Genomic DNA, 24,071 nt, shown 5'->3' with positions numbered 1-24,071 from the left:
TTACGTTAAAAAAGCAATTTGTTTCAATCAATATAGAAAGAACTAATTTTTATTTGCTTCGGTGCTCAGCTTCACACGCATATTATAAAAATACTTGAATGAAAGAATGACTACACCAATTGCGAGTATCAAAAGCAAAGTATCAGCGATAGTCAACGTCCAATTTGAAGCGGAGATATATCTCTCTAACAAGATAACGAGAGAAAACAAAGTTGTTATCACCATGAATCCAGCAGGAATGGCAGTGAACCAATAATTTTTCGCTTTCTGCACAAGCCAGGCAGTTACAGCTATAAGAGTCAACGCAGCGAGTAATTGATTGGCCGAACCAAAAACCGGCCAGATTGATGCATATGCATTTGTGAAAGCCAAAAGCACCATGAAAGAGACTACGATCAGACTATTAAAAGCTTTGCTCATTAATATTTTTGGAGGATTTGTAAAAAACGTACTCCACAATTCTTCAAACAAATAGCGAGTGAGCCGAACTAGTGCATCAATTGTTGTGATTAGAAATCCTTCGAGTAAAAGTATTCCCCAAATTGTTCCATAGACAGTTGGAAGCCCGATTCCATAGTTCAAAATATTCCCAAGTCCAAGTGCAAAAGCGAGCGGTGGATTTCCTCTTAAAGGATTTTCAGCCGGGTAAACAAGCGATTTATATTTTTCAAAATCTAATCCGCCGGCGATAATAAGTGTTACACAAACAGCGAGTAATCCTTCGAGCAGCATTCCGCCGTAGCCGATCATTTTTGCATGCTTCTCGCTTGAGATTTGCTTGCATGAAGTTCCTCCGCAGATCAAACCATGCGCACCCGAAGCTGCACCGCACGCAATCGTAACAAAAAGGAATGGCCATATCAATCCAAGATTCGGCATCTCCATTGCGCCGGAAATATTTGATACCGGAACGTTTATTACTGCACCGTTAAATCCTGCAGCAATTATTCCAATCACCATCGATGCCAAACCGAGATATAAGATTTGTGCGTTCACAAAATCTCTCGGCTGAAGAATGAGCCAAACCGGAATCCACGATGCAAAAAATACATAAACGGAAATAATGATCATCCAAACTTTTGGATCGAGAGTCACCGGATAATAAAATCCAATTACTACAGATGCGAAAGCAACCGTGAATGCAATGATGCTGACAATTACTACATTGATTTGTTTTTTGTAAATCATCCATCCGATTAATGGAGCAACAACTGTCATAATAATTACAGATGCAGACGCAACGCCGCCAATCTGAATATTTAAAATTCCACTAATTTCAATTGTATGCAGTACAGATTCACCAGCAGTTAAATTCACATCATCGGGAGGAAGACTTGAAGTAAGAGCGACTGCAGTAAGCTGTAGAAATGCAGCAATCACCAAAAGACAAAGTATGATTGCAAAAGAAACATAAAATAGAAATCCTTGTTTGCCAAGTGTTCGCTTCGCAACTTCCGCAATGGATTTTCCCCCTTCGCGCATCGCTACAAACAAAGAAGTGAAATCATGAACAGCACCGATAAAAATTACACCGACAATTATCCACAACCAAGCCGGAAGATAACCGAAAAGAATTGCGAGAGTCGGACCGACAATTGGACCGGCTGCGGCAATCGCAGCAAAATGATGGCCGAATAGTATTAGCGGTTTTGTTGGTACATAGTCGATTCCATCATTTTTTGTGACGGCGGGTGTGGGGACGTCCGGATCAACACCGATTTTTTTCGCAACGAATCTTCCATAAGTTCTATAGCCGACTATCAATACGATTAACGAGCCAATCATTACAATCGCAATGTTCATTTGATCTCTCCGTTACAATTAGTAAAAAGCGTTCTTGATATGATTAATTTTAGGATTGTTTTTCAAGTCACCGAGAATTGTTATTACATCGAATCTGCACTCTTGACTTTCGATTTTGTTTATATAGTAATAAGCTTCAGCGATTCTTTTTAGCTGTTTAATTTTCGATTGAGTGATTGAATATTCAGGTTCACCGTACTCAAGTGTTCGGCGTGACTTTACTTCAACAAAGACTAAACAGTCCCCGTCCATTGCAACAATATCGATTTCACCGTGTCCGAATCTGAAATTTCTTTTAATAATTTTATAACCAGCTTCAATTAAAATATTCTCTGCTAAATCTTCACCGGTTTTTCCAACTGATTTAGAATTTGAATGAGTCTTGTTCGATTCGTCGTTCATAAATTTTAGTTAAAAATTTCTTTCGGTGAATTTCGCATGGACCATATTTCAGAATTGCTTCAATGTGAAACTTTGTCGGATAACCTTTGTTCTTTTCAAAATTGTAGATTGGAAATTTATCGGCATATTCCAACATTAATCTATCGCGGTGATTTTTGGCGAGAATAGATGCTGCAGCAATTGAAAAGCATTTATTATCTCCATCAATAATTGCTTCGGCCTTTACTTGCGAATCGAATAGTTTTGTTCCGTCAACCAAAATTATATCCGGATTAACACCAAGAGACTCGATAGCTTTTTTCATTGCCAATAGAGAAGCGTTTAAAATATTTATCTCGTTTATAGTTGAATGATTAACTGACTGAACAGAGTATGCTAATGCTTTTGATTTTATTTTTGATTCAAGATCCAGCCGCTCCGATAAGCTCAGCTTTTTTGAATCGTTGATTCCATCGATCCATACTTTCCTTGGAAAAACTACGGCAGCGGCAACGACAGGGCCTGCAAGCGGACCTCTGCCTGCTTCATCGGTTCCGGCAATTAATTTGTATCCGGCTTTGAAATATTTTTTTTCAATTCGCTGATAGGTTCTCATTTAATGCCTAAATAAATCGCTAGCAAACCAATTGCCATATCGTATTTAATCAAATTTCCAATTCTTCTTAAATTGCTTTTTGAAGAATCGGACTGAAGAGAAAGTATTGAATAAATTATAACTGCATTCACTCCAAAAACAATAATAAGAAAGTATGTTAAGCTATAAATCTTGAAAATATATGGTAACAAAGTAAAAAACATTAAAAGGATTAAAATTGAGAATGCAAGTTTCAGCGCGATCTTATCGCCGAACACGATTGGAAATGTGCGCAAATGAAATTGTTTATCCCCCTCTAAGTCTTCAGTAGCTTTTATAATTTCCCTGGCAAGGTTAATTAAGAAAGCAAATACAGCAGGAATTATCAGGTTCTGAATATTTCCTCCAACAGCACCGCCAAAAATAAATGCGATCCCAGTCATCAACGCAACACACAAATTTCCAACAAGCGGAAGTCTTTTTAATTTGAAACTGTAGAAAAAAATCAGAACCATCGAACACAATGCAATCACATAGACGATCACGCCGGTTTTATAAAGCATTATGAAAGCAATGGCATTAAGGATGATATAATATTTCAGAGCATTATTTTTTGAAATCAATCCAGCAGGAATTGGACGCTCGGGCCGGTTCAATTTATCGATTTCGAAATCGAAGTAATCATTAATAACCATCCCGGCGCCGCCTATGACTGCACCAGAAAGTGCGGCGAAAAAAGTATTTAATTGAAAAGCTAAATCCTCATTCGCAATCAGTACGGCAAAATATATGCTCGCGAATGCAATAACAAAGTTTGTCAGACGTAGAATTTTCAGATATACTGCAAAGCGAAGAATGAAATTAGAAGGCATTAATTATTCCGAAGTGAATTTTTCCTTTTGAGATTGAATCTCCCTCGCCGAGAGCATAATTTACTTTTAAGATCCCAAGAGGTGAATCGACCGCTACACCGAGTCCATACCCAAATTTAACTTTTGAAAGATTATCGTTCATGATATTTCTGTAATAATAACCAACGTCAAGAAAAACAAAAACAAAATTTTTTTCTGCAAGCAACACTCTGTATTCATTGTTCATCCAAAGCAGCCGCGAACCGCTGAACTGATTTTCTTCATACCCGCGCAGTGTGTTTGTTCCACCGAGCCGAAATAAATCGCTAATGTCGTAATCATTTCCGCGTAATTCTCTTCCATGCACACTTACAGCGAAAATTTGATTAGTGAAAGTAGGCTGGTAATAATCAAAATCCGCCACGATCTTTCTTAAATCAATTCGTGCGGATGAAGATTTTATTTGTTTTGTAATTTCTTTTCGGATCAAAAAATAGTCTGTTCGAAAAACTAATCCTTCAGTTGGAAAAAATACATCATCCCTTGTATCAAATTTGACTCCACCGCCCACCGATAGGGAAGTACTTCTGCTAAGCAAGGAAATCGTTCTTTCCGCGGAAGGAATAACTTTTTCCGAATGGACTGACAAACTAAACGATAGAAACTCGGATGCGAGCACCTCGGTTTTTAATCCTATATTTCTTTGAACATATGTTGAATCCTGCTTCCGCTGAAAGAAACTTGGGTATAAATTTATCGGCAGACCAAACAGCCACGGTTCAAAATAATTAATTTCTAAATCTTGCGAGCTTCGGCTTACCTGCTGCCATTTAAGCGAAAATGCTCTCATCGTTCCAAACAGATTCCGAAAAGACATATTAACCAGACCCGAGAAATATCCTTTCTCCTTTCCGCTAGTTCCGGGGATATATCCGATGATCCCATCAAAAGAATTAGTATTCCCTTCTGCAAGAGATATTTTCAGAGTCCCTTTATCATTTTGATCGATAAAATATTCTGGAGTTCCAACTCTAGAAAATATGTTCAGTCGTTTCAATCTTCTCACAATTTTTTCAGAAAGAGATTGATTGAACACACTTCGTTCAGTTAATCGAATCTCCCGTACAATAACATCTGCATCTGTGGCATCATTTCCTTCTGTAAGAACTTTGTCAATTACAGATTTCCTTTCAGGAACAATAATAAAATTAAGTTTTACTTGAACTTCATCTTCGTCCTCTTCTAATTTTTCAAAGCCGTTTAATTTAACTCTGGCAAAGAGGAAACCTTCATTTAAATAGTGTTCCAATATTTTATCACTGACGGCAATTACAGCAGCGTCATTCAGAGGAGTTCCTGTTAATATGTTCAGTTCTCTGATTAGATGCGAATCATCCTCTAAAGAGCTGCTTTCGACGATGATCTCATCAACAATATATTTTTTACCCTCGATTACCTTCACACGAATTGTTTTCTCCTTTTCCGATTGAGAAGTATCGGTTAGAGTAATTTCAAGTGAATGATCAATAAATCCCAAAGAGGTTAAAACTGAAGAGGTTTTTTCTTTTATGATTGTAACTGCTGAGTCACCAATAGCCGTAAAGTTTGATTGTGTGATCCCCTCATAATCTTGCGGTGAAGTCTGGTCCAATCCCTCAAGTTCAATTATATAATTTGAAGTTTGCGCCACAGAAAATCTGCACAGAAAAAGGATAAATATTATGAAATAAATAAAATTAATTTTCATAATAGAATAAAAAAATCTTGTTAAAAACACTCAATTCAATTTTTGTATCTGAACCTGATTAAGTTCTCTCATTATCTCATCCAGAGGTACTCGACAAACTTCCATCATAGACGCATTAAGCGAGCCGCAGACGGTCGCGAATCTCAATATATCTTCAAACGGTTGATTGTGATGAAGCCCAAAAATTAATCCAGCCATAAACGCATCACCAGATCCGGTTGAATTAAGAGTATTGACTTCCAATGGTTCAATTCGATAAATATATTTTTGATTAACAGCAAAAAATGGCTGCTCACCATTGGTTAAGAAATAAATTTTAATTCCGCCGATCACATCAGATTTCAGAAAGTTGATCATGTCATCTTCATTTGAAATGGATATTCCTAAAGAAGTCTCCACTTCCTTAATATTTGCATGAGCTACCAATGGAGGATTTGAATAGATCTGATTTAACTTTTTTCCATAAGTATCTACAATCGTAAATTTATCGAGTTCATTTCCAAATGCAATTAATTCCGCAAAAATTCTTGAGCAATCTTCACCGTTCGGATTTTCTGGAGCACTTCCAGAAATAATTATCATCTCGGAGTTAAGTATTGACTTTTTTGTCTTTCCGATAAACTCATCAACTTCGATTTTAGAAATAAAGGGATCAGGTTCAAAGAAAGATGTATGTACATTATTGCTGTCAACTATTACAATCCCCTCCCTCGTCTCTGATTTTATCCGATGGAATGAATTTTTAATGTTTTCTTTATGAAGAATACTTTTTATTCTTTTCCCATTCTCTCCGCCAAGAAAACCAGTTGCCAAATTATCAACTCTAAGGTGATTCAACTGACGCGAGACATTAATTCCTTTTCCCCCCGCACTCAACAAAATTGAAGATGCCCTGTTTACATCGTTGTAATTAACTTTATCATAAAAAAAAGTTTTTTCGAGAAGAGGATTAAGCGAGACCGTTAAAATCATAATTCTGCTTTGCAAAATTCAAAACTTTAGAAAAAATTACTCCTGTTGAAAGCGAACCATATTTTTGAACAGCTAATGCACCAAGCGTGTTGCCAAGCTTAACGCTGTCAATTAAATTTCCACCTTTAAGAATTGAGAATAAAAATCCGGCGGCAAAACTATCACCGGCAGCCGTCGAATCAATTGCCTTAACATTAATTGCTGGGACATGAACTTTTAAAAGATCTTTTGAAACGAAAGCACCTTTTTTCCCAAGCTTGATGACAATTACTTTTGGCCCAAGAGTATGTAGAAAATTCACTGCGGTTTCTAAATTTCTTTTTTTGGTTAAAGCTTTTAGCTCAGCATCATTCAGCATTAGAATATCGATGGATGGAAGAGAAGAATTCAATTTTTTCATCCATTTATTAGATGTATCCCATCCGAGATCAACAGAAGTTAGAGTTTTATTCTTCTTCGCCCATTTAAGAGTATTGGACATTAATTTACCGTCAAAACCGGGAATAAGCAAAGCACCGCCGATATGAAAAATTTTTGCAGATGAAATTCCAGCTAGTACATCGTCATTAATTATAATTTTTTTATTAGCACCCGAACTATGCAAATAACTTCGTTCCCCCTTTTTATCGATGAACAAAATTGACGTTGAGGTTGGAAATTTTTCATCAACATTCAGCATGGATGAATCGACATTACACTTACTTAATTCCTCTAAAATATATTTACCGAAAATATCTTTTCCGGAACTCCCAATAAGTGAAACTTTTGCTCCAAGCTGTGAGAGAACAATTGCGGAATTAACTCCGCACCCACCAATGCTTGTCGGAAAATCACTCATAGCAACCGCACTTCCTTTTTTGGGAAAAGCGCTTACTTCAGGTACAAAAATGTCGAATACAATTGTCCCTAATACAATTATATCTGATCTATATGCGGACATCCTCTTCAAGAAAAGAATTTCTATCTGTATTTAAACCATTCTGAATAATCGCGATTCAACAAGCGATAATCACCAAAACCGCTGTAATCAACAAAAACAAATTTTCTGTTTAGATTATAATATTCCCAAACTTCATGTGCTGGGGTATCATAATTGAATGGATAACGGTCAACATTATTCGGCGGGCCCAGAATAACGAACACCATTCCCATGTCAGTTTTCCATCCTTCCATATAATTAGAAAAATTTTTTGTTGAATAATCAATTCTTCCATAGTACTCATCCATCAATTCATTATCAGCAGTAGAAGGAGTAGGATCTTTTGATTTCCAAAAATCCATGAATATGTTAAATCTTTCTGGCTCCTCTTTAATACTCAACATATTTTCAATATTCTCCCGTGAAGTGATGTATATCATCTGTTCGATTGCTTTGTTTAAGTCGACTACGCTTTTGGGAACGCCAATCCATCTCGAAAATATTTTTTTGGAAACATTATAAGGACCTTCATTCGAATTATTCGAAATTGCCGAGACGGTTACAACATATTCGCCGAGTTTGAAATCTTGTTTTTGAATTTTTAAAAACACCGGATTTTTATTTGTCAGAAATTTGTATGGAGTATCAAAATCCAGTATCACCTGTCCATCCTGATTCTTGATTTTACAATTTACATTATATAGCGAATCCTCTGATTGTTTATAAAATTCCCAGAAAATATAAAAGCCGCTATCGCTGAAGACAATATTGTTAGTAATATTTGGAATAATTCTTCTTGTGCCCGCAATTTCTGAATAATCTTTAACCAGTAGAATATCGCTTACTGAGAAACTGTAAGTCCTAAAATCTCTAACATTTAATTCTGCATTTGCGGTTGCATTTCGCTTTGATTCACGATCTTCCATGTAAATCTTGATTTTGTAAGTACCGGGCTGCAGTCGGAATGATCTCAAGCTGATATTACTCCCGCCGCGTGAAATTGACTCGGAATAAGACGCGAGTGTTATCCTCTCACTCCAAATTTTTTCTGTAATGATCTTGTCGTTTTGATCGTAAATGCCAGCACTTATTTCGTAAATTGATTGGAATGAATTACCATCTTTTATAAATGTTAATTGTGTATACGGAACTTGGATATACAGATCAATACGTGTTAACGAAGAATCTTCATCAATAAAATTTAATGCGTTATAATAGAAAAATGGATTAACGGTTCGAACTGCAAGTCTCGAAACATTTTCCACTTGTGACAAAGAAATTGCAGGTACGATAAAAAATAATAAATACACTAACACTTTTTTCATTTTACTATTTCACCATATAATTCATATTCGGTTGAATCGGTGACTTCAACACTGTAAAACTCACCGATATCTATATTATTATCACTGCTCGTAATAATTACTTCATTATCAATTTCCGGAGCATCTTTTTCAGTTCTCGCGATAATATCTGAATTGATTTTTTCATCCACAATGACATTCACAATACTATTTTCCAATAGACGATTTTTTGACAGTGAAATATCTCTTTGAAGCTCCATAATAAGATCTCTTCTTTCTCTCTTGGTTGAATCTGGTATCGGATCTCCAAGTTCAAATGCTGTAGTATCTTCTTCCCTTGAATAGGTGAATACCCCGAGTCTATCAAATCTAATTTGATTAATAAATTCGACCAACTCATTAAAACATTTTTCAGATTCAGTCGGATAACCCGTAATTAATGTTGTTCTTAGTGCAAGATTAGGAATTTTATTTTTAATTGTTTCAAGCAGCTCGTAAGTTTTTCGTTTTGAAATACCTCTTCTCATCGATTTTAAAATCTCATCGGAAATATGCTGAACCGGCAAATCGATATATTTACAAATTTTTTCTTCGTTGGCAATTATATCTAAAACATCCAATGGAAATTGGGTCGGATAAGCATACATCAGTCTTATCCAATCAATGCCATTTATCATACAAAGAGATTGCAAAAGCTTCGCAATCTCTCTTTTTCCCGAAATATCGAGTCCATATGAAGTTGTATCCTGACCAATTAAGATTAGTTCCTTAACACCTTGATTGGCTAAATGTTCAGCCTCAGAAATTATTTTGGCTTGTGGTTTTGATTTATGCACACCCCTCATTAAAGGAATTGCACAGAAGGAGCAGGGATTATCGCACCCTTCAGAAATTTTGAGATAAGCAAAATGCGATGGTGTAGTAAGTTTTCTTTCACCAATTAAATCATACTTAAAATTAACTCCTATCTCCTTTAAGACAGAATTATAATCAGTCACACCGAAAAAGCCATCAACTTCAGGAATCTCTTTTTTTAATTCCTCCGAATATCTTTGCGAAAGACATCCCATAACTAACAGTTTTTGAAGCTGCCCCGATTCTTTGAGCTTTGCGGCTTCAAGAATTGTCTGCAGCGATTCATCTTTCGCATCTTGAATAAAACCACACGTATTTATCACAATAATTTCTGATTCGGCAGGTTCATCGACTATTTTCAGATTATTTGCTTCGAACTGCCGAAGTAAAACTTCGGAATCAACTAAATTTTTACTGCATCCAAGAGAAATTAAATTAACTTTAGCCCTATTTCTGATTTTCTTTTTAACCGTAGACATATACTAAGTAAAAATATATGAACGGAGAAACAAAAAGCAAACTATCAAATCTATCATACACTCCGCCATGACCAGGAATTAGATTTGAAGAATCTTTAACACCGGCATTACGTTTGATCATAGATTCAACTAAATCCCCCATTTGCCCGATTGTTCCAACAATTAGACCGATAAATAGAACATCTGACCAATTGAAAAAATCCAAAATTAAAAACTTAGCAGCGATTACTGTAAGAATTGCAAATACAAATCCAAAAATTGCTCCTTCCCAACTTTTTTTAGGACTGATTCTCTCCAACAATCTCCGTTTTCCGATCGCAGTTCCGCCAAAATATGCAGCCGAATCGCAAATCCAGATTGCCGCTAATATTGTAATTACTACCAATCCCCCTCGTGAATAATACATCGAACCATAATTAGAAAAAAGTTCACGTATCCCGATTAACGTTGAAAAGAAAAAACTTATAAAAATTGCTCCGAAAATTGTAACACTCAAATTTGAAATGGAATTGTTTTCCTTTTTAAATAATTCAAAAAAGGAAGATAGAACGATGAAAATAAAAATTAATGAAATAAACTGGTCACTGCGTTGGTAAAAAAAAAGCAACAATGTGCAGATCGAAAAAGTTATACCCAAAAAATAATTTGGTAAAGCAGTTTTTTTTTCGGTTAGCTTATAAAATTCGTAAAGTGAAAGAATTGTTATTGCAGCAACTAGAGAAAAGAAAAACCATCCGCCTAAATAACTAATTCCGAGAAGGAATGGAATAGTTATTAGAGCAACTGTAACTCTGGCTACAACATTTCCAAAACTCATGCGGATTAGCGCCCAAGTTCTTCTTCAATATCGTCGTCATCATCATACGAATCTGAATTTTCTATAAGAACGAGAGCTTCGCTAACTTTATCCATTGGCACCATGATTTTAACAATTCCAAGATCGCCGCTTACTTGGAAACTTCTATCCTTTTGGTTGAGAATAACACATTCGATTCCAGCACTTAACAGATTAGATTTGATCATCTCTGCTTCATAATTCGTATCGGCCGTATAAACAACTTCCCAATTTTTGTAACGTTTTTCTTTTTCTTCTTTTTGTTTTTTAGTAATAAGTTGAACGTCACAATCCGGACATCTTGTAACTGAATCTTTGTATTCATATCCGCATTCAGGACAAATGTGCATTATCTAACTCCCGCTGTTTTAGAATTTTAATCTTTATCATCTTATTCAATATTACTATAGTTAATATAAATAAAAAAATCATAGAGAAAAAACTTGCGAGCAGAAGAGTATTTGATAAATCAACTTCCGCTTGAGTCTTTAAGATTTCATCTGATTGTGTAAAGTAATAAACTGTGACGGTAATAAAATTATTTAGAAAGTGAAGGAACACAGGAATAAAAATACTTTGTGTTATATAGACCAAGTAAGAAAAGTATGCACCTAATGCAATCAAAGGTAGAAGTGCGTAAGGATTAAAATGAAAAATTCCAAACAGAACACCGGTTAAAATGATTGCCCAAATCGGTTTCATTTTTTGTTCGAAGCTCGATTGAACAAATCCTCTGAACAGAAATTCTTCGCAGAATGCAGGTACGAGAGCGATGCTAAGTACTATCGAAGCATAATCGAATCCATTGTTAGACTTTATGATTTTTATATACGACTCTTCAACTACTGAGTTGAAATTATTTAGTGCATCAAAAAAAGATTTTAAAGATTCGTTCTGTGTCGATAAATATTTTATAAAATTCGTCTGTAAAAATAAGTATGACTGGCTTGCTGATATGATTAATATTAAACCGATGAATGAAATTACTAGTTCTTTCCAATCAGGTTTGGAAATTTTGAATACCGAATTAAAATCATCGTAAATCAACCTTGCAAATAAAATACTCACTACAAGAAGGAATAAGATTTGACTGATGGAAGTAAGAAGTCTGATCATGCCGGCATTCTCAGTCGTAACTTCACTTCCAGCGAAAAGTAAAGTTAAAGCTCCGCCAATAACTTGATAGAGAAAAAATGCGACTATCAAAACTAAAAATCCAGCTGCAATAGGTGAGATCGTATACTTATCTAATTTTCTTTCAAATTGAATCATTGCCAATCATCTTTACTTCAAAAATACAAATATCGAGAAGAAAATGAAGGTGCGAAATAAAAAAACTTCGATTAAATAAAAATCTAATTCGATTTTATAATAGCACAAAGAAGCGGGATCATAATTTCATGATGACCCGTAAATTGAAAACCTCTTCCGCCATCTTGAGTGGGCCGTTGAACAACATTCACTCGCGGTCTATAGTGTTGTATAAAATCGAAGTTAGCTGCAGAAAAATTAAAAACTTTATTACCAAGATTTCTTGCTACAGTTAATGCTTTTAAAAATACTTCAGGCATTATAACATTTGAACCGATGTTTGCAACTACTCCGCCGTTACCAATTTTTGAAATAACATCGCACAATATTTTAAAATCAAAATAACTTAACACACCGATTGCACCGCCATCAACATTTGGCTGCTGATGAGTTATGTCGGTTCCGATTGCAGCGTGCACTGTAATCGGTAAATTCAAGTTGTAAGCATTATAAATTATACTGTGTTTCAAATACTTTGCCTTTTTAGCTGCCAACTCAATTGCTAATGCTTCACCATATCCGATGTTTGCAAATTTATATTTCTCAAGAGTTAGGTTAATGAATTCACCTGTTTCTTTTGCCATACCAAAAGAACCGTCTGTGATTCCCGCATCGACATCTTCGGATGTTTTACCGAATAAAGAAAGTTCTACATCATGAATAGCTGCAGCACTATTCATTGCAATAGCTGTCACAAATTTTTGTTTCATTAAATCAATTATAAGCGGATTAAGTCCAACTTTGATAACATGTGCACCAAGCATGAATACTACTGGTTTATTTTTCTTTTTTGCTTTAACTATTGCATTTGCGAAATCATTCAGTTCACTTACTACGAGATAATTGGGAAGACTTAACAGAAAACTTTTAAATTCTTCCGACTTCGGATTAAATACCTTCGAGAGAGATGCGATATCTACTTTACTCCTTCGTTTCTTAATTGAGTATGTTTTTACTTTCGAAAGGTCGGCGGTTTTATATTTTGACATATTATTGCTTTGATTTTAGTGGTGCTTTTATGTTTTCGTAATTTGTCAATTCACTCTCAACATAACCAATAATAATTTTTGTTCTAACTTTAACAGGAACTTTTGCTTCATCGTTGGTTAACCAAATTAAAATATTTCCTTCATGTTTAAATAAACCTCCTTCTTTTACCAACGGTTCAACAATTAGACAATCAAATTTTCCTGCCGGGACTTCAACAGTTTCTCTTCCGTGATAAATGACATCGAGTTCATGAGTTTTGTTTCGGTAAAAATTCTTAAGATTAAATCTCTCCCCTTTTTTCATTTTGCTTAAATCCATTGTGCGGACATAGTAAAATGCTGATACTATATCATGAACATATTTTGGAATATCGTATTCACCTTCAGTTGTTTTCGCTTTGTTTTTTCGTTGATCAAAGAAAGCACTGAAGTCACGGGAAAATTTTCCTTCTCTAATATGCTGCTCAAATCTCCACGGAAAAATTCCTTCCACGTCTAAGTACGATTCATATAAATCTCTGACTTTAAAAAAGAGATCGAAACTTGGAACCGTGTTCACTTCAAACTTTATTCTGTAACATTTTCTTTTACTGAAAGTTTTAATTTCAGGAATTGAGAATGAAGCAATTCCAACTGTTGCAAAACTATAATTCACATTAAATGTTAATTTTTCCCCCACTCCAAAAGCTTTGTTTTCCACTTTTCTGAATTCATCTGCTGATGTAAAAGCTACAAGAAACATCGCAGCAAAAAGTATAAATATTTTAATTTTCATATCGTTCTCACAATTATACTAAAAATGTTTTAACCTTTTCAAAAACTTCTTGAGCAGTGATAGACTCCATACAGTTTAATTCTTTACACTTATTTTCATCACAATCGTTGCAGTCGATGCTCGGTTCAAGGATAGTCCTTTTTTTTGTTACCGGACCCCATCTTAAAGCAGAGCATGATGGGATTTTAGGATAGAATGCGATCACGTTCGTTCCAGCAGCCGCTGCCAGATGTGTTGGGCCGGTTGAATTTCCAATAAATACAACTGCCATAGTTAGCAGATTGAACAGTTGCTCCAAGTTTAATGTTCCAGCAAGATTAAATACTTTATTTTTCAATTTAACAAATTGATCCTGAAGCATTTCAAATTCTTCGCTTGAGCCAGTAAGAATTATATTGCAATTATATTTTTCTAAAATCATGATAGCTAATTCAAGAAAATTTTTCTTACTCCAATCAATTGCCGAGCCACCGCTTCCTAAGTGTAATATTACACTCTTTTTCGATAAATCTATGCCTTGAGCCGAGAGCTTATTGATTGTTGATCGTTTACTATTCTCATCAGTTCGTATACCGAAATCTACATCATATAAATTAATAGAATCATTCAAATTGATTCCAGCGAGAAGATCAAAATTATACTCCATTTCATGTTTAACATTAAATTTTCTATGCAGCGGAACTCTTTGATTAAATAAGAATGAATACGCTCGAAACTTCGTCCCAACGATTTTCTTTACTCCAGCCAGCCAAACAATTATTGCGGTTTTAAGTCTCGGATTGACATGAATAGCAATATCAATTTTTTCTTTGGCTAAAAGACTAATCGTGTCAATAAAGTTTTGCTTATCGATTGTGATTATCTTATCAATCGAACCGCACAGCTTAACAACACCTTTAGTGTAATTTCTGCAAAGAAAAATAATTTCAGAATTTTCGAATTTATTTTTTAAATAAACTGCCATCGGCAATGTGAGCACTGTATCTCCAATTCGGTCAGTTCTAATAATTAGAAATTTCAAATTGCCTCATCTAGCTTTTGATACAAATTTATTCCCTTTAATATAAAAGCGTAATAATTTTTCTGCAGATTTCTTAATTCCAATTCTCGCAGTTTTGACAATTTCAAATTCCGGACAATCACCATTGGAAATATATAATATTTTTGATACCCTTAAGTCGAGACCATTGACAGTTTTATCAATAGAAAATGCTTCACACAGTTTTGCCGGTCCATTTGTAAGATTACTTAAATTTTTGATTCTTCGATTTTTCATCATGTAATCAATTCCATGCAAGGGCTCGAGCGCACGAATTAGTACGGCTGATCCTTTTCCTTTTAACCCAGAAACAACATTGAAGCAGTAATGCATACCATAAGTGAAATAGACATAAGCTCTCCCAGCTTCTTCAAACATAACTTCATTTCGCTTTGTCTTGCCAACAGCTGAGTGAGAAGCGAGATCATTATTATCAAGATATGCTTCTGTTTCAACTATTTTTCCGATTAATATATTTCTATCAATTTTACATACTAAATATTTACCCAACAACTCAATTGCAAGATTTTTAGTTGAATGTTTGAAAAATGAATTATCGATAGGTTTATAATTAGTCAAAATACTAAGAAATGGATTTTGAAATTTCTAATTTTTCTTTCAGTGCTTGAATTTTTGCCGTGTATTCTCCTTTTTTCGATGGATCCTTCTCTTGAAGTCTTTCTAAAACAGAGACTGCTTCTTTGTAAAGACCTTGACTTAAATAAACTGCACAAAGCGTCTCGGTTGCAATAACTTCTTTGTGAGGCGGAGGTTCGTATATCATATTGAAAGTAGGATCTGCTTTAATAACAAGCGAATTTGATTTCTCAAATTTTTCTAAGATTCTTTCTAATTCATCTTTAATTTTAATTTTATTTTGAATATCAATTTTTTCAATTACATGAGGCGTTGAATTCAGAAATTTTTTTTGATTCAAGTTTTTATCAACTGAGTCTAGCTCACTTGGAAGATTACTTTTTTCATCAAGTTTTTCCTTCCATTCAATGAGACATTCAATCGCGGCAGGACAATTTGGAGCAATTGTTAAAGCATTCTTAAGAGCAACGAATGCAGATTTGTAATCTTTCTTTTCAAAAAACAGTTTTGCAAGGATTATATACCCAGAAATGTAAAACCTATACTTTTGTAATCCGGTTTCACAAATCTTTATCGCTTCATTAATTTTTCCCTTATCTGCGAGTGAGAATGCCTGGCGGGCGAATAGAGGAGAATTTGGACTGATGTAAACCAGTTCTTCAATACGATTGAGATCAAGTTCACTTGAAACTTTCATCCTGCAGACTTGCTGGCTAATGCGTGTCTAATTGAAAGCAAAGAAATTATTGTGTAACCCATACAGTACATTGCCATAAAAGGAATAGCAGCAATTTCAACGTAATATGCTGCCAGACCAATCCCGAACAACATCCACAGAGCGAATAGTACTTCAAAAACAACGGCTAAATGTATTTTTTTAGTAGCATATTTCTTTCTTGTCCAAGTGTCTTTTTTGTCGACCACTTGATATTTGGGAGTTCTCACAAATTCACTTTTTTTGTTTACTAAACCTTCCAAAACTGCACGTGTGTTATTAAGAGCAAAACCCATACTTCCTGCCATGAAAACTGGGAATAAATAAATTTTCCTTTTCCAATCCGGATAAACGATTTTCTGTGAGTACATGTAAAATAAAAACGAACTTACAAATGCAAGAACAAATATAGACATGAAAGCAAAATACTCATCGTAGTTACCAGAATTTTTTAAATATACAAGAGGAACGTTTAGTATTCCTGCAATCACAATGAATGGAAAAACAAAATTGTTTGTGAGGTGAAAAGTTGATTGAAGTTTTATTCGAAGAGGAATTTTTGACCTCCAAACAACAGGAAGAATTTTTTTGCAAGTTTCAATTGCTCCCTTCGTCCACCGGAATTGTTGATTCTTCAAGGCATTTATTTCACTTGGGAGTTCTGCCGGAGAGGTGAAATCATTTAAGAAAATAAATTGCCAGCCTCTTAATTGTGCACGATAACTCAAATCCAAATCTTCGGTTAAAGTATCTGCTTCCCAATTCCCTGCATCAATGATACAAGACTTTCTCCATACTCCACCAGTTCCATTGAAATTTATAAAGAAGCCCGATTTATTCCTTACATTTTGTTCAATTACAAAATGCCCGTCCAATGCGAGAGCCTGAGCACGCGTTAAAAGTGAAAACTCGGCATTCAAATGTTCCCAACGAGTCTGTACCATGCCAACTTTAGAATCGGTAAAATAAGGAATTGTTTTATTTAGGAAATCCTTTTTCGGAACAAAATCTGCGTCAAATATTGCTATAAATTCTGAATCGGTTTTTTCAAGTCCTTCTTTTAATGCACCAGCTTTGAATCCTTGTCGATTTGTACGATGGTAGTACGTTACGTTAAATCCTAAATTCTTTTTTTCTTCGATTAATTCTTTCAAATATTCTGATGTATCGTCAGTTGAATCATCTAAGATTTGTATTTCGAGCTTATCTTTTGGATACTCGATTTCACAAACGCTGTCCATCAATCTTTGCACGACATAAATTTCGTTGAACAGAGGAAGCTGAATTGTTACAGTTGGCAGTTCCTCATAATCTCCTTTTGGAGTGAACAAAACCTTTCCATACTTGTCGTTATAATAAACCATAATAAATCCGTGCATGCTATAAATAAAAAGCAACGACAACGAAAACAAATAAATAGTTAAGATAATATCTTCGATAAACACAAATTGTCCTTTAAATTTTTACCAATCTGAAACTGTGGCAATTAAAATATCTTCTGTAAGTTTTTCAATTGCTGTTTGAAATCCTATTTGACGGCTTACAATGCCCCCTGATGTAGCATCATAATCACCCCACTGAGAAAAATTCTTTTCCCAGATTTTTTTTCTTGCTTTTAAATCCGTAAAACTTGCTTTAACAGATACCGTTACTCTTCGCGTACTGACACGCTCAGTGCCGGTAATCACTGATGGTTCGTCGCGAACGCTTAATATGGCACCATCCAAAATTGTGTCCGCAATTTTTCTATCACTAATTTTTAGTGTATTATCATCAGTGAATTTTCGTCTGAGTTCCTCCGTAATTTTTTCACGCAGACCAGCTTCTCCGAAGCCGCTTAAATCTTCGAATATTGGTATTGCAATTGTTTTCATCTCAGGCGGTAGTGATGCGCCGGTAAATGAATATGGGCAACCAGCACAACCAGTAATTATCACAGAAAAAAGTATTGGAAAAAATATTTTTAATAATTTCATTCTGTTAATCTTCTCTCAAACTTAATCCATATTCTTTAATTTTGCGATACAAAGTTCTCAAACTGATATTCAGCATAGAAGCAGCTTTTTTCTTGTTGTAGTGAGTTTTGATCAATGCATTCTTAATCGCTTCTTTCTGAACTTCTTTAATAGAAACCGGATTATTTTGCGACTGTACTTCATTTCCGTCATTAATAATTGCATTTTTCAGATCGACAAGATCTTTTTTTATTTCTATTAGTGCACTTAAGATCAATCCACGTTCTGCTTCATCGGCAGATTTGTTTAAATGGATAGGAAGATTTCGATGAGGCATTTCGTTTAACGATACAACAAAGTTTTTTCCAAAATCTTCGGATTTCAAAATTCCGGTTTTATTAAGAGCAGAAGCAGACTCAATTGCATTTTTTAGCTCTCGAACGTTTCCAGGCCAATGATACTCTATTAAGAAATCGTATGCTTGATCATCAATTCGAATCTGTTCAATTTTATTTCGCATGCAAAAATCAGCAAGAAATTTGTTTGCAAGAAGAGGTATATCTTCTTTTCTTTTTCTGAGTGGAGGAATTTCGATCATTACACTTCGTAGCCTGTAAAATAAATCCTCACGAAATTTTTTCTTCGAAACTTCAAAATTCAAATCTTTATTTGTTGCAGTTATGAATCTGACATCGACCTTCGAGACTGTTTCTGCACCGATACGCAAAATTTCTTTTGTCTCTAACACACGAAGAAATTTAACTTGCACCGAAGTTGGCAATTCACCAATTTCATCTAAAAATAAGCTTCCCTCGTCTGCAAGTTCGAAATATCCTTTTCTTGATTCGATAGCACCAGTGAAAGCTCCTTTTTGATGTCCAAACAATTCACTTTCTATGATGCCTTCTGGAATCGCTCCACAGTTTACACTCAATAATTTATTGGATGATCTTTTACTTAGTCCGTGAATCGCCTTTGCCACTAACTCTTTGCCCGTTCCACTCTCCCCTTGAATGAGCACTGTTATGTCAGTCGCAGATACTTGCTGGATGACTTCAACGACTTCACGCATCAACTGCGAGCGATAGAATAATCCAAATTTATCTTGAAACTCTTGATGATTCATTAATATTCTAACTATATAAAATACTAAAGTAAATTTGACAATTAATGTGTCAAACTACACAACTTTATTTAAAATCCTTAATCACACAAGGATGCACACAAAATTAATTAATTTTAGTTAAAGTTTCTGAAATTTTGTTCTGAGGGTAAAATACCGATCGAGCTACTGCAATCTTAACACAACTCCGTTCAAGCTTAGTTCCGATTTAATTCTTTCTAATAAAATATTTGCTTGAACTTCGTCAGTAAATTTTCCCAGGAGAACTGTATGGAAAATTTTCCCCTTAACCTCACGCTGGTTAATCCAAGATTCCCCGTATTTCATTACTTGCATTCGTAAGCTCTCCGCATTGTTTCTATCGAGGAACGCACCGACTTGAAGAGTAAAATTTCCAGATAATACCGGTTGAGTAAGTTCGATAGATTGAGTTCTCGTTTCACTCTGTTGAGTGGCAGGTATTTGCCGATTAACTGTTTCTGTTCTCTTCAGTCTTACTACATAGGAAGATGACGGATAGGAGTCTAAGATCATTCGTGCATATTTATCCGATTCGTTGAATTCTCCAAGTGCATAATGAAACTGATACAATTTGAAGATTGCATCATCTTTATATTCTGAACTCGACTTTGAATGAACAATTTCCCTATATAACGATGCTGCTTGACGTCCATCTTGTGTTAAAACAGCTTGAAGATATTTCAAGAAAGTCGATTGCGGATTGTTTTTCATTAACGATGGCAAAATTCTTCTTACCGCTTCAGATTCTCCACTCGCGACTTGATCGAGATATTTTGTGATATCAACTTCTCTTTGACCGTAAGAGTGGGTCAATAAAAGAAAAAACAAAAAAAGAGTTGTGATGTATTTAAAATTCATAATTCTTCAAATAAATAATTTCAAAATTATTTCAATTACTAATTCACTTTTCGATTTTAATCCCATCAGAAGTAAATAAGGTTGCTGAGTTTGCTCTTTCAATTTTTACGAGACAGTAATCTCCGATTCGTAAATCCCCTTTTGGCACGATAACAATTTTGTTTGTGTCAGTTCTGCCCATGTAGAAATCTTCCGACTTCTTACTTAAATCTTCGATTAGAATTTCAAAAGTTTTTCCAATCAGAGTTTGATTTATCTCATACGAAATCTTTTGCTGCTGTTCGATTATTTCTCTCAATCTTATACTTTTTATTTCTTCGGCAACATCATCGCCTAAATTCCATGCCTTTGTGTTTTCTCTTGCTGAATATTTGAACATGAAAGCTCCATCGAATTGGACTTCTTTCATCAAATCCATTGTCATCTGATGATCATCATCGGTCTCTGTTGGAAATCCAGTTATGATATCAGTTGAAAAGCTTACGCTTGGAATTTCAATTCTTGCTTTCTCCACAAGTTTGAGAAAATGCTTAACTGTGTAGGTTCTGTTCATCAATTGTAAAATTCGATTCGAACCGGACTGAACGGGAAGATGAATGTAATTGCAGATGTTTTCATTCTCAGCAATCGTCCGAACAAGTTTATCCGAAAAATCCTGCGGATGTGACGTAGTAAACCTAACACGCATTTGTTTATCGACTTTACTTACAGCGTAAAGTAGATCTGCAAAATCAAAACTATCATCTTGATATGAATTTACATTTTGGCCAAGAAGATTAATTTCTTTAAAACCTCTTTCACTTAGCAGGCGGACTTCTTCAACAATACTTTCAAGTGAGCGGCTTCTTTCTCTGCCGCGAGTGAATGGCACAACACAGAATGTGCAAAACTTATCACAGCCGCGCATTACCGAAATCCATGCAGAAATTCCTTCTTCACGGTAAGGGATGATGTCGTCGTAAGTTTCTGTCTTACTTAACCTAACTGCAATTCCTTTTTCACCTACGAAAGCATTTTCAATGAGCTCTGGAACTCGCCGATATTCATCCGGACCAACGATCAGGTCAACAACCTTTTCTTCCTCTATTAATTGTTTACGCAGACGTTCTGCCATGCAGCCAAGAACTCCAACAATTAAATTCGGGTTTTCCTTTTTTTGATGCCTGAATTCGCCAAGTCTGCCGTAAATTCTTTCTTCAGCATGCTCACGGATTGCGCAAGTATTCACAAGCACAACATCAGCTTGCGAAATATCATTCGTGAACTTGTATCCTGTTGAATTCAGCACACCTTGAACGATTTCGGTATCTGCCAAATTCATCTGGCAGCCATAGGTTTCTATATAAATGTTTTGTTTATCCAATAAAATCTCAATGATTATAGTAAAATTTCGAGTTCAATATAATTCATTAGAACAATGAACTCAATGCAGTATTGAAAGCAGATGCGAATAAAGCTTCCATCTTTCAGCAAGTTGCTTATGACTCAAAAAGATGGAAACTTTGAAATCGGGTTTTTGTAGTGACAACCTTGAAGCTCTCATCATGCAAAAGAAATAATCAGTCTTCATGATTCAATTTAAACTTACCAAAAAAAAAGTCCCGCTTTTGGCGGGACTTACTAAATGCTGCCACGAGAGGCAGAATAAAATCTGGAATGGAGTTTATTTCAATAGCACCATTTTCTTTGTTGCTTCGAAGGAGGAGGATTCAAATCGATAGAAGTAGATTCCGCTCACAACTTTAGATCCGTTTGAATTTTCTCCATTCCAGGTCACTTTATAATTACCAGGAGAGAGCATATCATTAACTAACACTTTTACTAATCTGCCAACCGCATCATATACTGAGACTTTTATATTCTCTGATTTTGCAACTGAGAATTTAATCTCAGTCGATGGATTGAATGGATTAGGATAATTTTGACTAAGATCAAATTTAGCTGGAATATTATTGTCTTCAAATTCGACGCCGGTCAGTATCGCGACTGATTTTCTCAAGACATCAATTGAGAATTTAGCATTGTGCATACCATAACTATTATCATCAACCATTATTTTATAGTTATAATAGGCTTTTCTCATATTAAGTGAATCAGCCCCTTTGTAATCTCTTACTTTAGTCCAATCAACTTCTTCACTGCCAACGGGTGGTAAAGCTTTTTTCAACTTCTTCAGTAAACCTTTTACTTCAGATTGAACATCTTCAATTAAACCATTACCATCAAAATCAGCTGCTGCAATAAAGTCTTTGAAACTAGAAATGTTTGAGCCGTGGCACTCTTTACAAGATTCAACGTGTTCATATCCAGTTGCTTCATTCAATAATCTAAATGAATGCTGACCGACTTTGTCTCTATTTACATTACCTGTATCAACAGTAGCAACCATATGACATTGGACGCATCCGTCTCTTACAGCATTTTTATGATTTCCACTTATGAACGGAGTCCCAAATTCTGCAGCATTTTGACCTAATAATACATCTGACTCAACAGAGTAGTGTGGTCCCCAATGCGAAGAACTTACTGAACTTACTGCATAGGATTTTGCTTCTCTACGAGCTTTGTGACAATTCATACAGAGCATTCCTTTACCGCCAACAGTATATTTAAAACCGTTTGCCAAAGTATCTGCTACTGTTGGTGCTTCGCGCAAATGACCACTGTGCGGATCGTGACAAGTAGGACACCCTAATTTAGTATGACGGGCTTCGGTCCATCCGGTAGTATTCGTTGTTTTACCCTTTGTGAAATTAACGAATCCTTGACCATCATGGCATCTGATGCAGTTTCCTAAATTATTATTTTGTGATGATGCACCTTGAGCAAATGAGCCTGACCATACTGCATGAGAATGAAGAGAGTTTTCCCATTGAGCGTATCTGTTATGTCTCCATGGTTCATCATGACATTGACCGCACGAACCTGAATTTAAGGAAATAGCAATTTTTTTAACATCACCGCTTGATGCATGCTCACTCCCTGGTCCGTGACAATTTTCACAACCTATACTTGCAAAAGCAACTAATTTAGGATATGATGTTTTTAGTGTATCCCACTTTTTTGCATTAGGCGGACTGACCCAAGTCCAACCTTCTGTTTTTGCCACATCATCAAAACCATTATTTGATGATGCTACATCGTGATCATAACCAACAGTGTGACACTTAAAGCAGCCAGAACCATAATATGAACCTTTGAGGCCTGAAATGCCTTCCTTGAACATAGTCGCATGACCAGATTCTTTCCACTTATCAAAGATAGCAGTGAATTTGGGCGATGCACCGTGACAAGACATACAGTTTGGATATGATGCAGGAACATCGTCAAATTTCCCTGTACCAACATAGTTGGCCGAATAAATTGTAACAGTTGTATCGTCAGATTTTCCGCCAGAAACAACAGTTAATTTAATCACATAAGCCCCGCGAACCGACGGCATAAAATAAGCCGCATTTGCGCTTGGATACGTAAAAGTTACCGATGCGCCAGTTGGGGCGGATTGAACTTCCCAAATAGGAAGGAATGGTTCGGTACTTCCTAAATTTTCAGCATTTAGATATACATAAGTACCGTTTGGTACAACATTTAATCCGGATGAAACCGATTTTGTTGTATAACCATAGTGGTGCAATTTCTCTGGTGTCATTGCTTCGATTTCAATATTCGCAGTTTGAGCGAAAGAAAAACCGACAAATAATACCAGTAGAATTGAAGTAGTTAGAAACTTCATGAATCCTCTCCAAGGTTTGTTAATAAATATTATTAAACTTACGGCGTGTAAAGAGCAAAAATTGTTCCTATACAAGTAACTAAAAATGTGTTATTAAATCATTTTTTTTGAATAAAATTTTGAAATTTTCTCAAAATTGAGAGATTCTATCTCAGATGGTAGAAATTTTTCTCAAAACCGCGAAAATCAATTATTTGTAAATCGAACTATTCAC

General features: G+C 35.3%; 23 protein-coding genes. All 23 read right to left on the bottom strand.

Going from position 1 to position 24,071, the window contains the following annotated elements; genetic code table 11:
- Positions 1-42: 42 nt before the first annotated feature.
- The 23 genes from FJ213_04275 to FJ213_04165 all read right to left on the bottom strand — a co-directional run bounded on the left by FJ213_04275 (position 43) and on the right by FJ213_04165 (position 23,857).
- Positions 43-1,803, bottom strand: a complete 1,761-nt coding sequence (locus tag FJ213_04275; GenBank protein MBM4175374.1) for a carbon starvation protein A — start codon at positions 1,801-1,803, stop codon at positions 43-45.
- A gap of 18 nt (positions 1,804-1,821) precedes the next feature.
- Complete coding sequence (locus FJ213_04270) at positions 1,822-2,205, bottom strand: YraN family protein (GenBank protein ID MBM4175373.1); 384 nt, start codon at positions 2,203-2,205, stop codon at positions 1,822-1,824.
- The gene (locus tag FJ213_04265) at positions 2,168-2,800 is read right to left on the bottom strand and encodes a ribonuclease HII (GenBank protein ID MBM4175372.1); all 633 of its coding nucleotides are present in this window, start codon (positions 2,798-2,800) and stop codon (positions 2,168-2,170) included. The genes FJ213_04270 and FJ213_04265 overlap by 38 nt, the downstream gene beginning before the upstream one ends.
- On the bottom strand, positions 2,797-3,651 hold the full coding sequence (locus tag FJ213_04260) for a hypothetical protein (protein MBM4175371.1): 855 nt from the start codon (positions 3,649-3,651) through the stop codon (positions 2,797-2,799). Before FJ213_04260 ends, FJ213_04265 begins: the two co-directional genes overlap by 4 nt.
- Positions 3,641-5,377 (bottom strand): hypothetical protein, encoded by a 1,737-nt coding sequence (locus FJ213_04255; protein ID MBM4175370.1) that lies wholly within the window; start codon positions 5,375-5,377, stop codon positions 3,641-3,643. The genes FJ213_04260 and FJ213_04255 overlap by 11 nt, the downstream gene beginning before the upstream one ends.
- Before the next feature lie 30 nt (positions 5,378-5,407).
- A complete protein-coding gene (locus tag FJ213_04250; protein ID MBM4175369.1) occupies positions 5,408-6,349 on the bottom strand; it encodes a 1-phosphofructokinase family hexose kinase in 942 nt (313 codons plus the stop codon).
- A complete protein-coding gene (locus FJ213_04245) occupies positions 6,327-7,289 on the bottom strand; it encodes a carbohydrate kinase family protein (protein MBM4175368.1) in 963 nt (320 codons plus the stop codon). The genes FJ213_04250 and FJ213_04245 overlap by 23 nt, the downstream gene beginning before the upstream one ends.
- 20 nt (positions 7,290-7,309) lie before the next feature.
- Positions 7,310-8,593 carry a GWxTD domain-containing protein gene (locus FJ213_04240; protein MBM4175367.1) on the bottom strand — a complete coding sequence of 428 codons (1,284 nt, stop codon included), beginning with the start codon at positions 8,591-8,593 and terminating at the stop codon, positions 7,310-7,312.
- Positions 8,590-9,906: a 30S ribosomal protein S12 methylthiotransferase RimO gene (rimO, locus tag FJ213_04235; protein MBM4175366.1), complete on the bottom strand. Its 1,317-nt coding sequence runs from the start codon at positions 9,904-9,906 to the stop codon at positions 8,590-8,592. The genes FJ213_04240 and rimO overlap by 4 nt, the downstream gene beginning before the upstream one ends.
- Entirely contained in the window at positions 9,893-10,723 is an 831-nt protein-coding gene (locus FJ213_04230) for a phosphatidate cytidylyltransferase (GenBank protein ID MBM4175365.1), read from the bottom strand. Before FJ213_04230 ends, rimO begins: the two co-directional genes overlap by 14 nt.
- 5 nt (positions 10,724-10,728) lie before the next feature.
- Positions 10,729-11,091 carry a hypothetical protein gene (locus tag FJ213_04225; protein ID MBM4175364.1) on the bottom strand — a complete coding sequence of 121 codons (363 nt, stop codon included), beginning with the start codon at positions 11,089-11,091 and terminating at the stop codon, positions 10,729-10,731.
- Positions 11,075-12,013 carry a CPBP family intramembrane metalloprotease gene (locus FJ213_04220; GenBank protein ID MBM4175363.1) on the bottom strand — a complete coding sequence of 313 codons (939 nt, stop codon included), beginning with the start codon at positions 12,011-12,013 and terminating at the stop codon, positions 11,075-11,077. Before FJ213_04220 ends, FJ213_04225 begins: the two co-directional genes overlap by 17 nt.
- 83 nt (positions 12,014-12,096) lie before the next feature.
- Entirely contained in the window at positions 12,097-13,041 is a 945-nt protein-coding gene (locus FJ213_04215; protein ID MBM4175362.1) for a hypothetical protein, read from the bottom strand.
- A 1-nt stretch (position 13,042) separates the two neighbouring features.
- On the bottom strand, positions 13,043-13,816 hold the full coding sequence (locus tag FJ213_04210; GenBank protein MBM4175361.1) for a DUF3108 domain-containing protein: 774 nt from the start codon (positions 13,814-13,816) through the stop codon (positions 13,043-13,045).
- A gap of 13 nt (positions 13,817-13,829) precedes the next feature.
- The gene (locus tag FJ213_04205) at positions 13,830-14,837 is read right to left on the bottom strand and encodes a glycosyltransferase family 9 protein (protein ID MBM4175360.1); all 1,008 of its coding nucleotides are present in this window, start codon (positions 14,835-14,837) and stop codon (positions 13,830-13,832) included.
- Between the two features lie 6 nt (positions 14,838-14,843).
- Positions 14,844-15,416 (bottom strand): DNA-3-methyladenine glycosylase, encoded by a 573-nt coding sequence (locus tag FJ213_04200; GenBank protein MBM4175359.1) that lies wholly within the window; start codon positions 15,414-15,416, stop codon positions 14,844-14,846.
- A gap of 22 nt (positions 15,417-15,438) precedes the next feature.
- Positions 15,439-16,149 (bottom strand): hypothetical protein, encoded by a 711-nt coding sequence (locus FJ213_04195; GenBank protein MBM4175358.1) that lies wholly within the window; start codon positions 16,147-16,149, stop codon positions 15,439-15,441.
- Positions 16,146-17,606 (bottom strand): glycosyltransferase, encoded by a 1,461-nt coding sequence (locus FJ213_04190; GenBank protein ID MBM4175357.1) that lies wholly within the window; start codon positions 17,604-17,606, stop codon positions 16,146-16,148. The genes FJ213_04195 and FJ213_04190 overlap by 4 nt, the downstream gene beginning before the upstream one ends.
- A 24-nt stretch (positions 17,607-17,630) precedes the next feature.
- On the bottom strand, positions 17,631-18,143 hold the full coding sequence (locus FJ213_04185) for a hypothetical protein (protein ID MBM4175356.1): 513 nt from the start codon (positions 18,141-18,143) through the stop codon (positions 17,631-17,633).
- Between the two features lie 4 nt (positions 18,144-18,147).
- The gene (locus tag FJ213_04180) at positions 18,148-19,248 is read right to left on the bottom strand and encodes a sigma-54-dependent Fis family transcriptional regulator (protein MBM4175355.1); all 1,101 of its coding nucleotides are present in this window, start codon (positions 19,246-19,248) and stop codon (positions 18,148-18,150) included.
- A 162-nt stretch (positions 19,249-19,410) separates the two neighbouring features.
- The gene (locus FJ213_04175) at positions 19,411-20,124 is read right to left on the bottom strand and encodes an SPOR domain-containing protein (protein ID MBM4175354.1); all 714 of its coding nucleotides are present in this window, start codon (positions 20,122-20,124) and stop codon (positions 19,411-19,413) included.
- Positions 20,125-20,167: 43 nt separating this feature from the next.
- Complete coding sequence (miaB, locus tag FJ213_04170) at positions 20,168-21,487, bottom strand: tRNA (N6-isopentenyl adenosine(37)-C2)-methylthiotransferase MiaB (protein MBM4175353.1); 1,320 nt, start codon at positions 21,485-21,487, stop codon at positions 20,168-20,170.
- 300 nt (positions 21,488-21,787) lie between these two features.
- Positions 21,788-23,857, bottom strand: coding sequence for an ammonia-forming cytochrome c nitrite reductase subunit c552 (locus FJ213_04165; protein ID MBM4175352.1), 2,070 nt, complete (start codon positions 23,855-23,857; stop codon positions 21,788-21,790).
- Positions 23,858-24,071: the final 214 nt, after the last annotated feature.

The organism is Ignavibacteria bacterium (genome assembly GCA_016873845.1).
Classification (GTDB): Bacteria; Bacteroidota; Ignavibacteria; order Ch128b; family Ch128b; genus JAHJVF01.
Note: the sequence above shows the minus strand (reverse complement) of the source record. Positions and strands in the feature narration are given on the sequence as shown.

What these genes read in the sequence shown, in the direction of transcription:
- FJ213_04275 (MBM4175374.1), bottom strand. Translation starts at nt 1,803, where the DNA reads ATGAACATTGCGATTGTAATGATTGGCTCGTTAATCGTATTGATAGTC.
- FJ213_04270 (MBM4175373.1), bottom strand. Translation starts at nt 2,205, where the DNA reads ATGAACGACGAATCGAACAAGACTCATTCAAATTCTAAATCAGTTGGA.
- FJ213_04265 (MBM4175372.1), bottom strand. Translation starts at nt 2,800, where the DNA reads ATGAGAACCTATCAGCGAATTGAAAAAAAATATTTCAAAGCCGGATAC.
- FJ213_04260 (MBM4175371.1), bottom strand. Translation starts at nt 3,651, where the DNA reads ATGCCTTCTAATTTCATTCTTCGCTTTGCAGTATATCTGAAAATTCTA.
- FJ213_04255 (MBM4175370.1), bottom strand. Translation starts at nt 5,377, where the DNA reads ATGAAAATTAATTTTATTTATTTCATAATATTTATCCTTTTTCTGTGC.
- FJ213_04250 (MBM4175369.1), bottom strand. Translation starts at nt 6,349, where the DNA reads ATGATTTTAACGGTCTCGCTTAATCCTCTTCTCGAAAAAACTTTTTTT.
- FJ213_04245 (MBM4175368.1), bottom strand. Translation starts at nt 7,289, where the DNA reads ATGTCCGCATATAGATCAGATATAATTGTATTAGGGACAATTGTATTC.
- FJ213_04240 (MBM4175367.1), bottom strand. Translation starts at nt 8,593, where the DNA reads ATGAAAAAAGTGTTAGTGTATTTATTATTTTTTATCGTACCTGCAATT.
- rimO (MBM4175366.1), bottom strand. Translation starts at nt 9,906, where the DNA reads ATGTCTACGGTTAAAAAGAAAATCAGAAATAGGGCTAAAGTTAATTTA.
- FJ213_04230 (MBM4175365.1), bottom strand. Translation starts at nt 10,723, where the DNA reads ATGAGTTTTGGAAATGTTGTAGCCAGAGTTACAGTTGCTCTAATAACT.
- FJ213_04225 (MBM4175364.1), bottom strand. Translation starts at nt 11,091, where the DNA reads ATGCACATTTGTCCTGAATGCGGATATGAATACAAAGATTCAGTTACA.
- FJ213_04220 (MBM4175363.1), bottom strand. Translation starts at nt 12,013, where the DNA reads ATGATTCAATTTGAAAGAAAATTAGATAAGTATACGATCTCACCTATT.
- FJ213_04215 (MBM4175362.1), bottom strand. Translation starts at nt 13,041, where the DNA reads ATGTCAAAATATAAAACCGCCGACCTTTCGAAAGTAAAAACATACTCA.
- FJ213_04210 (MBM4175361.1), bottom strand. Translation starts at nt 13,816, where the DNA reads ATGAAAATTAAAATATTTATACTTTTTGCTGCGATGTTTCTTGTAGCT.
- FJ213_04195 (MBM4175358.1), bottom strand. Translation starts at nt 16,149, where the DNA reads ATGAAAGTTTCAAGTGAACTTGATCTCAATCGTATTGAAGAACTGGTT.
- FJ213_04185 (MBM4175356.1), bottom strand. Translation starts at nt 18,143, where the DNA reads ATGAAATTATTAAAAATATTTTTTCCAATACTTTTTTCTGTGATAATT.
- FJ213_04180 (MBM4175355.1), bottom strand. Translation starts at nt 19,248, where the DNA reads ATGAATCATCAAGAGTTTCAAGATAAATTTGGATTATTCTATCGCTCG.
- FJ213_04175 (MBM4175354.1), bottom strand. Translation starts at nt 20,124, where the DNA reads ATGAATTTTAAATACATCACAACTCTTTTTTTGTTTTTTCTTTTATTG.
- FJ213_04165 (MBM4175352.1), bottom strand. Translation starts at nt 23,857, where the DNA reads ATGAAGTTTCTAACTACTTCAATTCTACTGGTATTATTTGTCGGTTTT.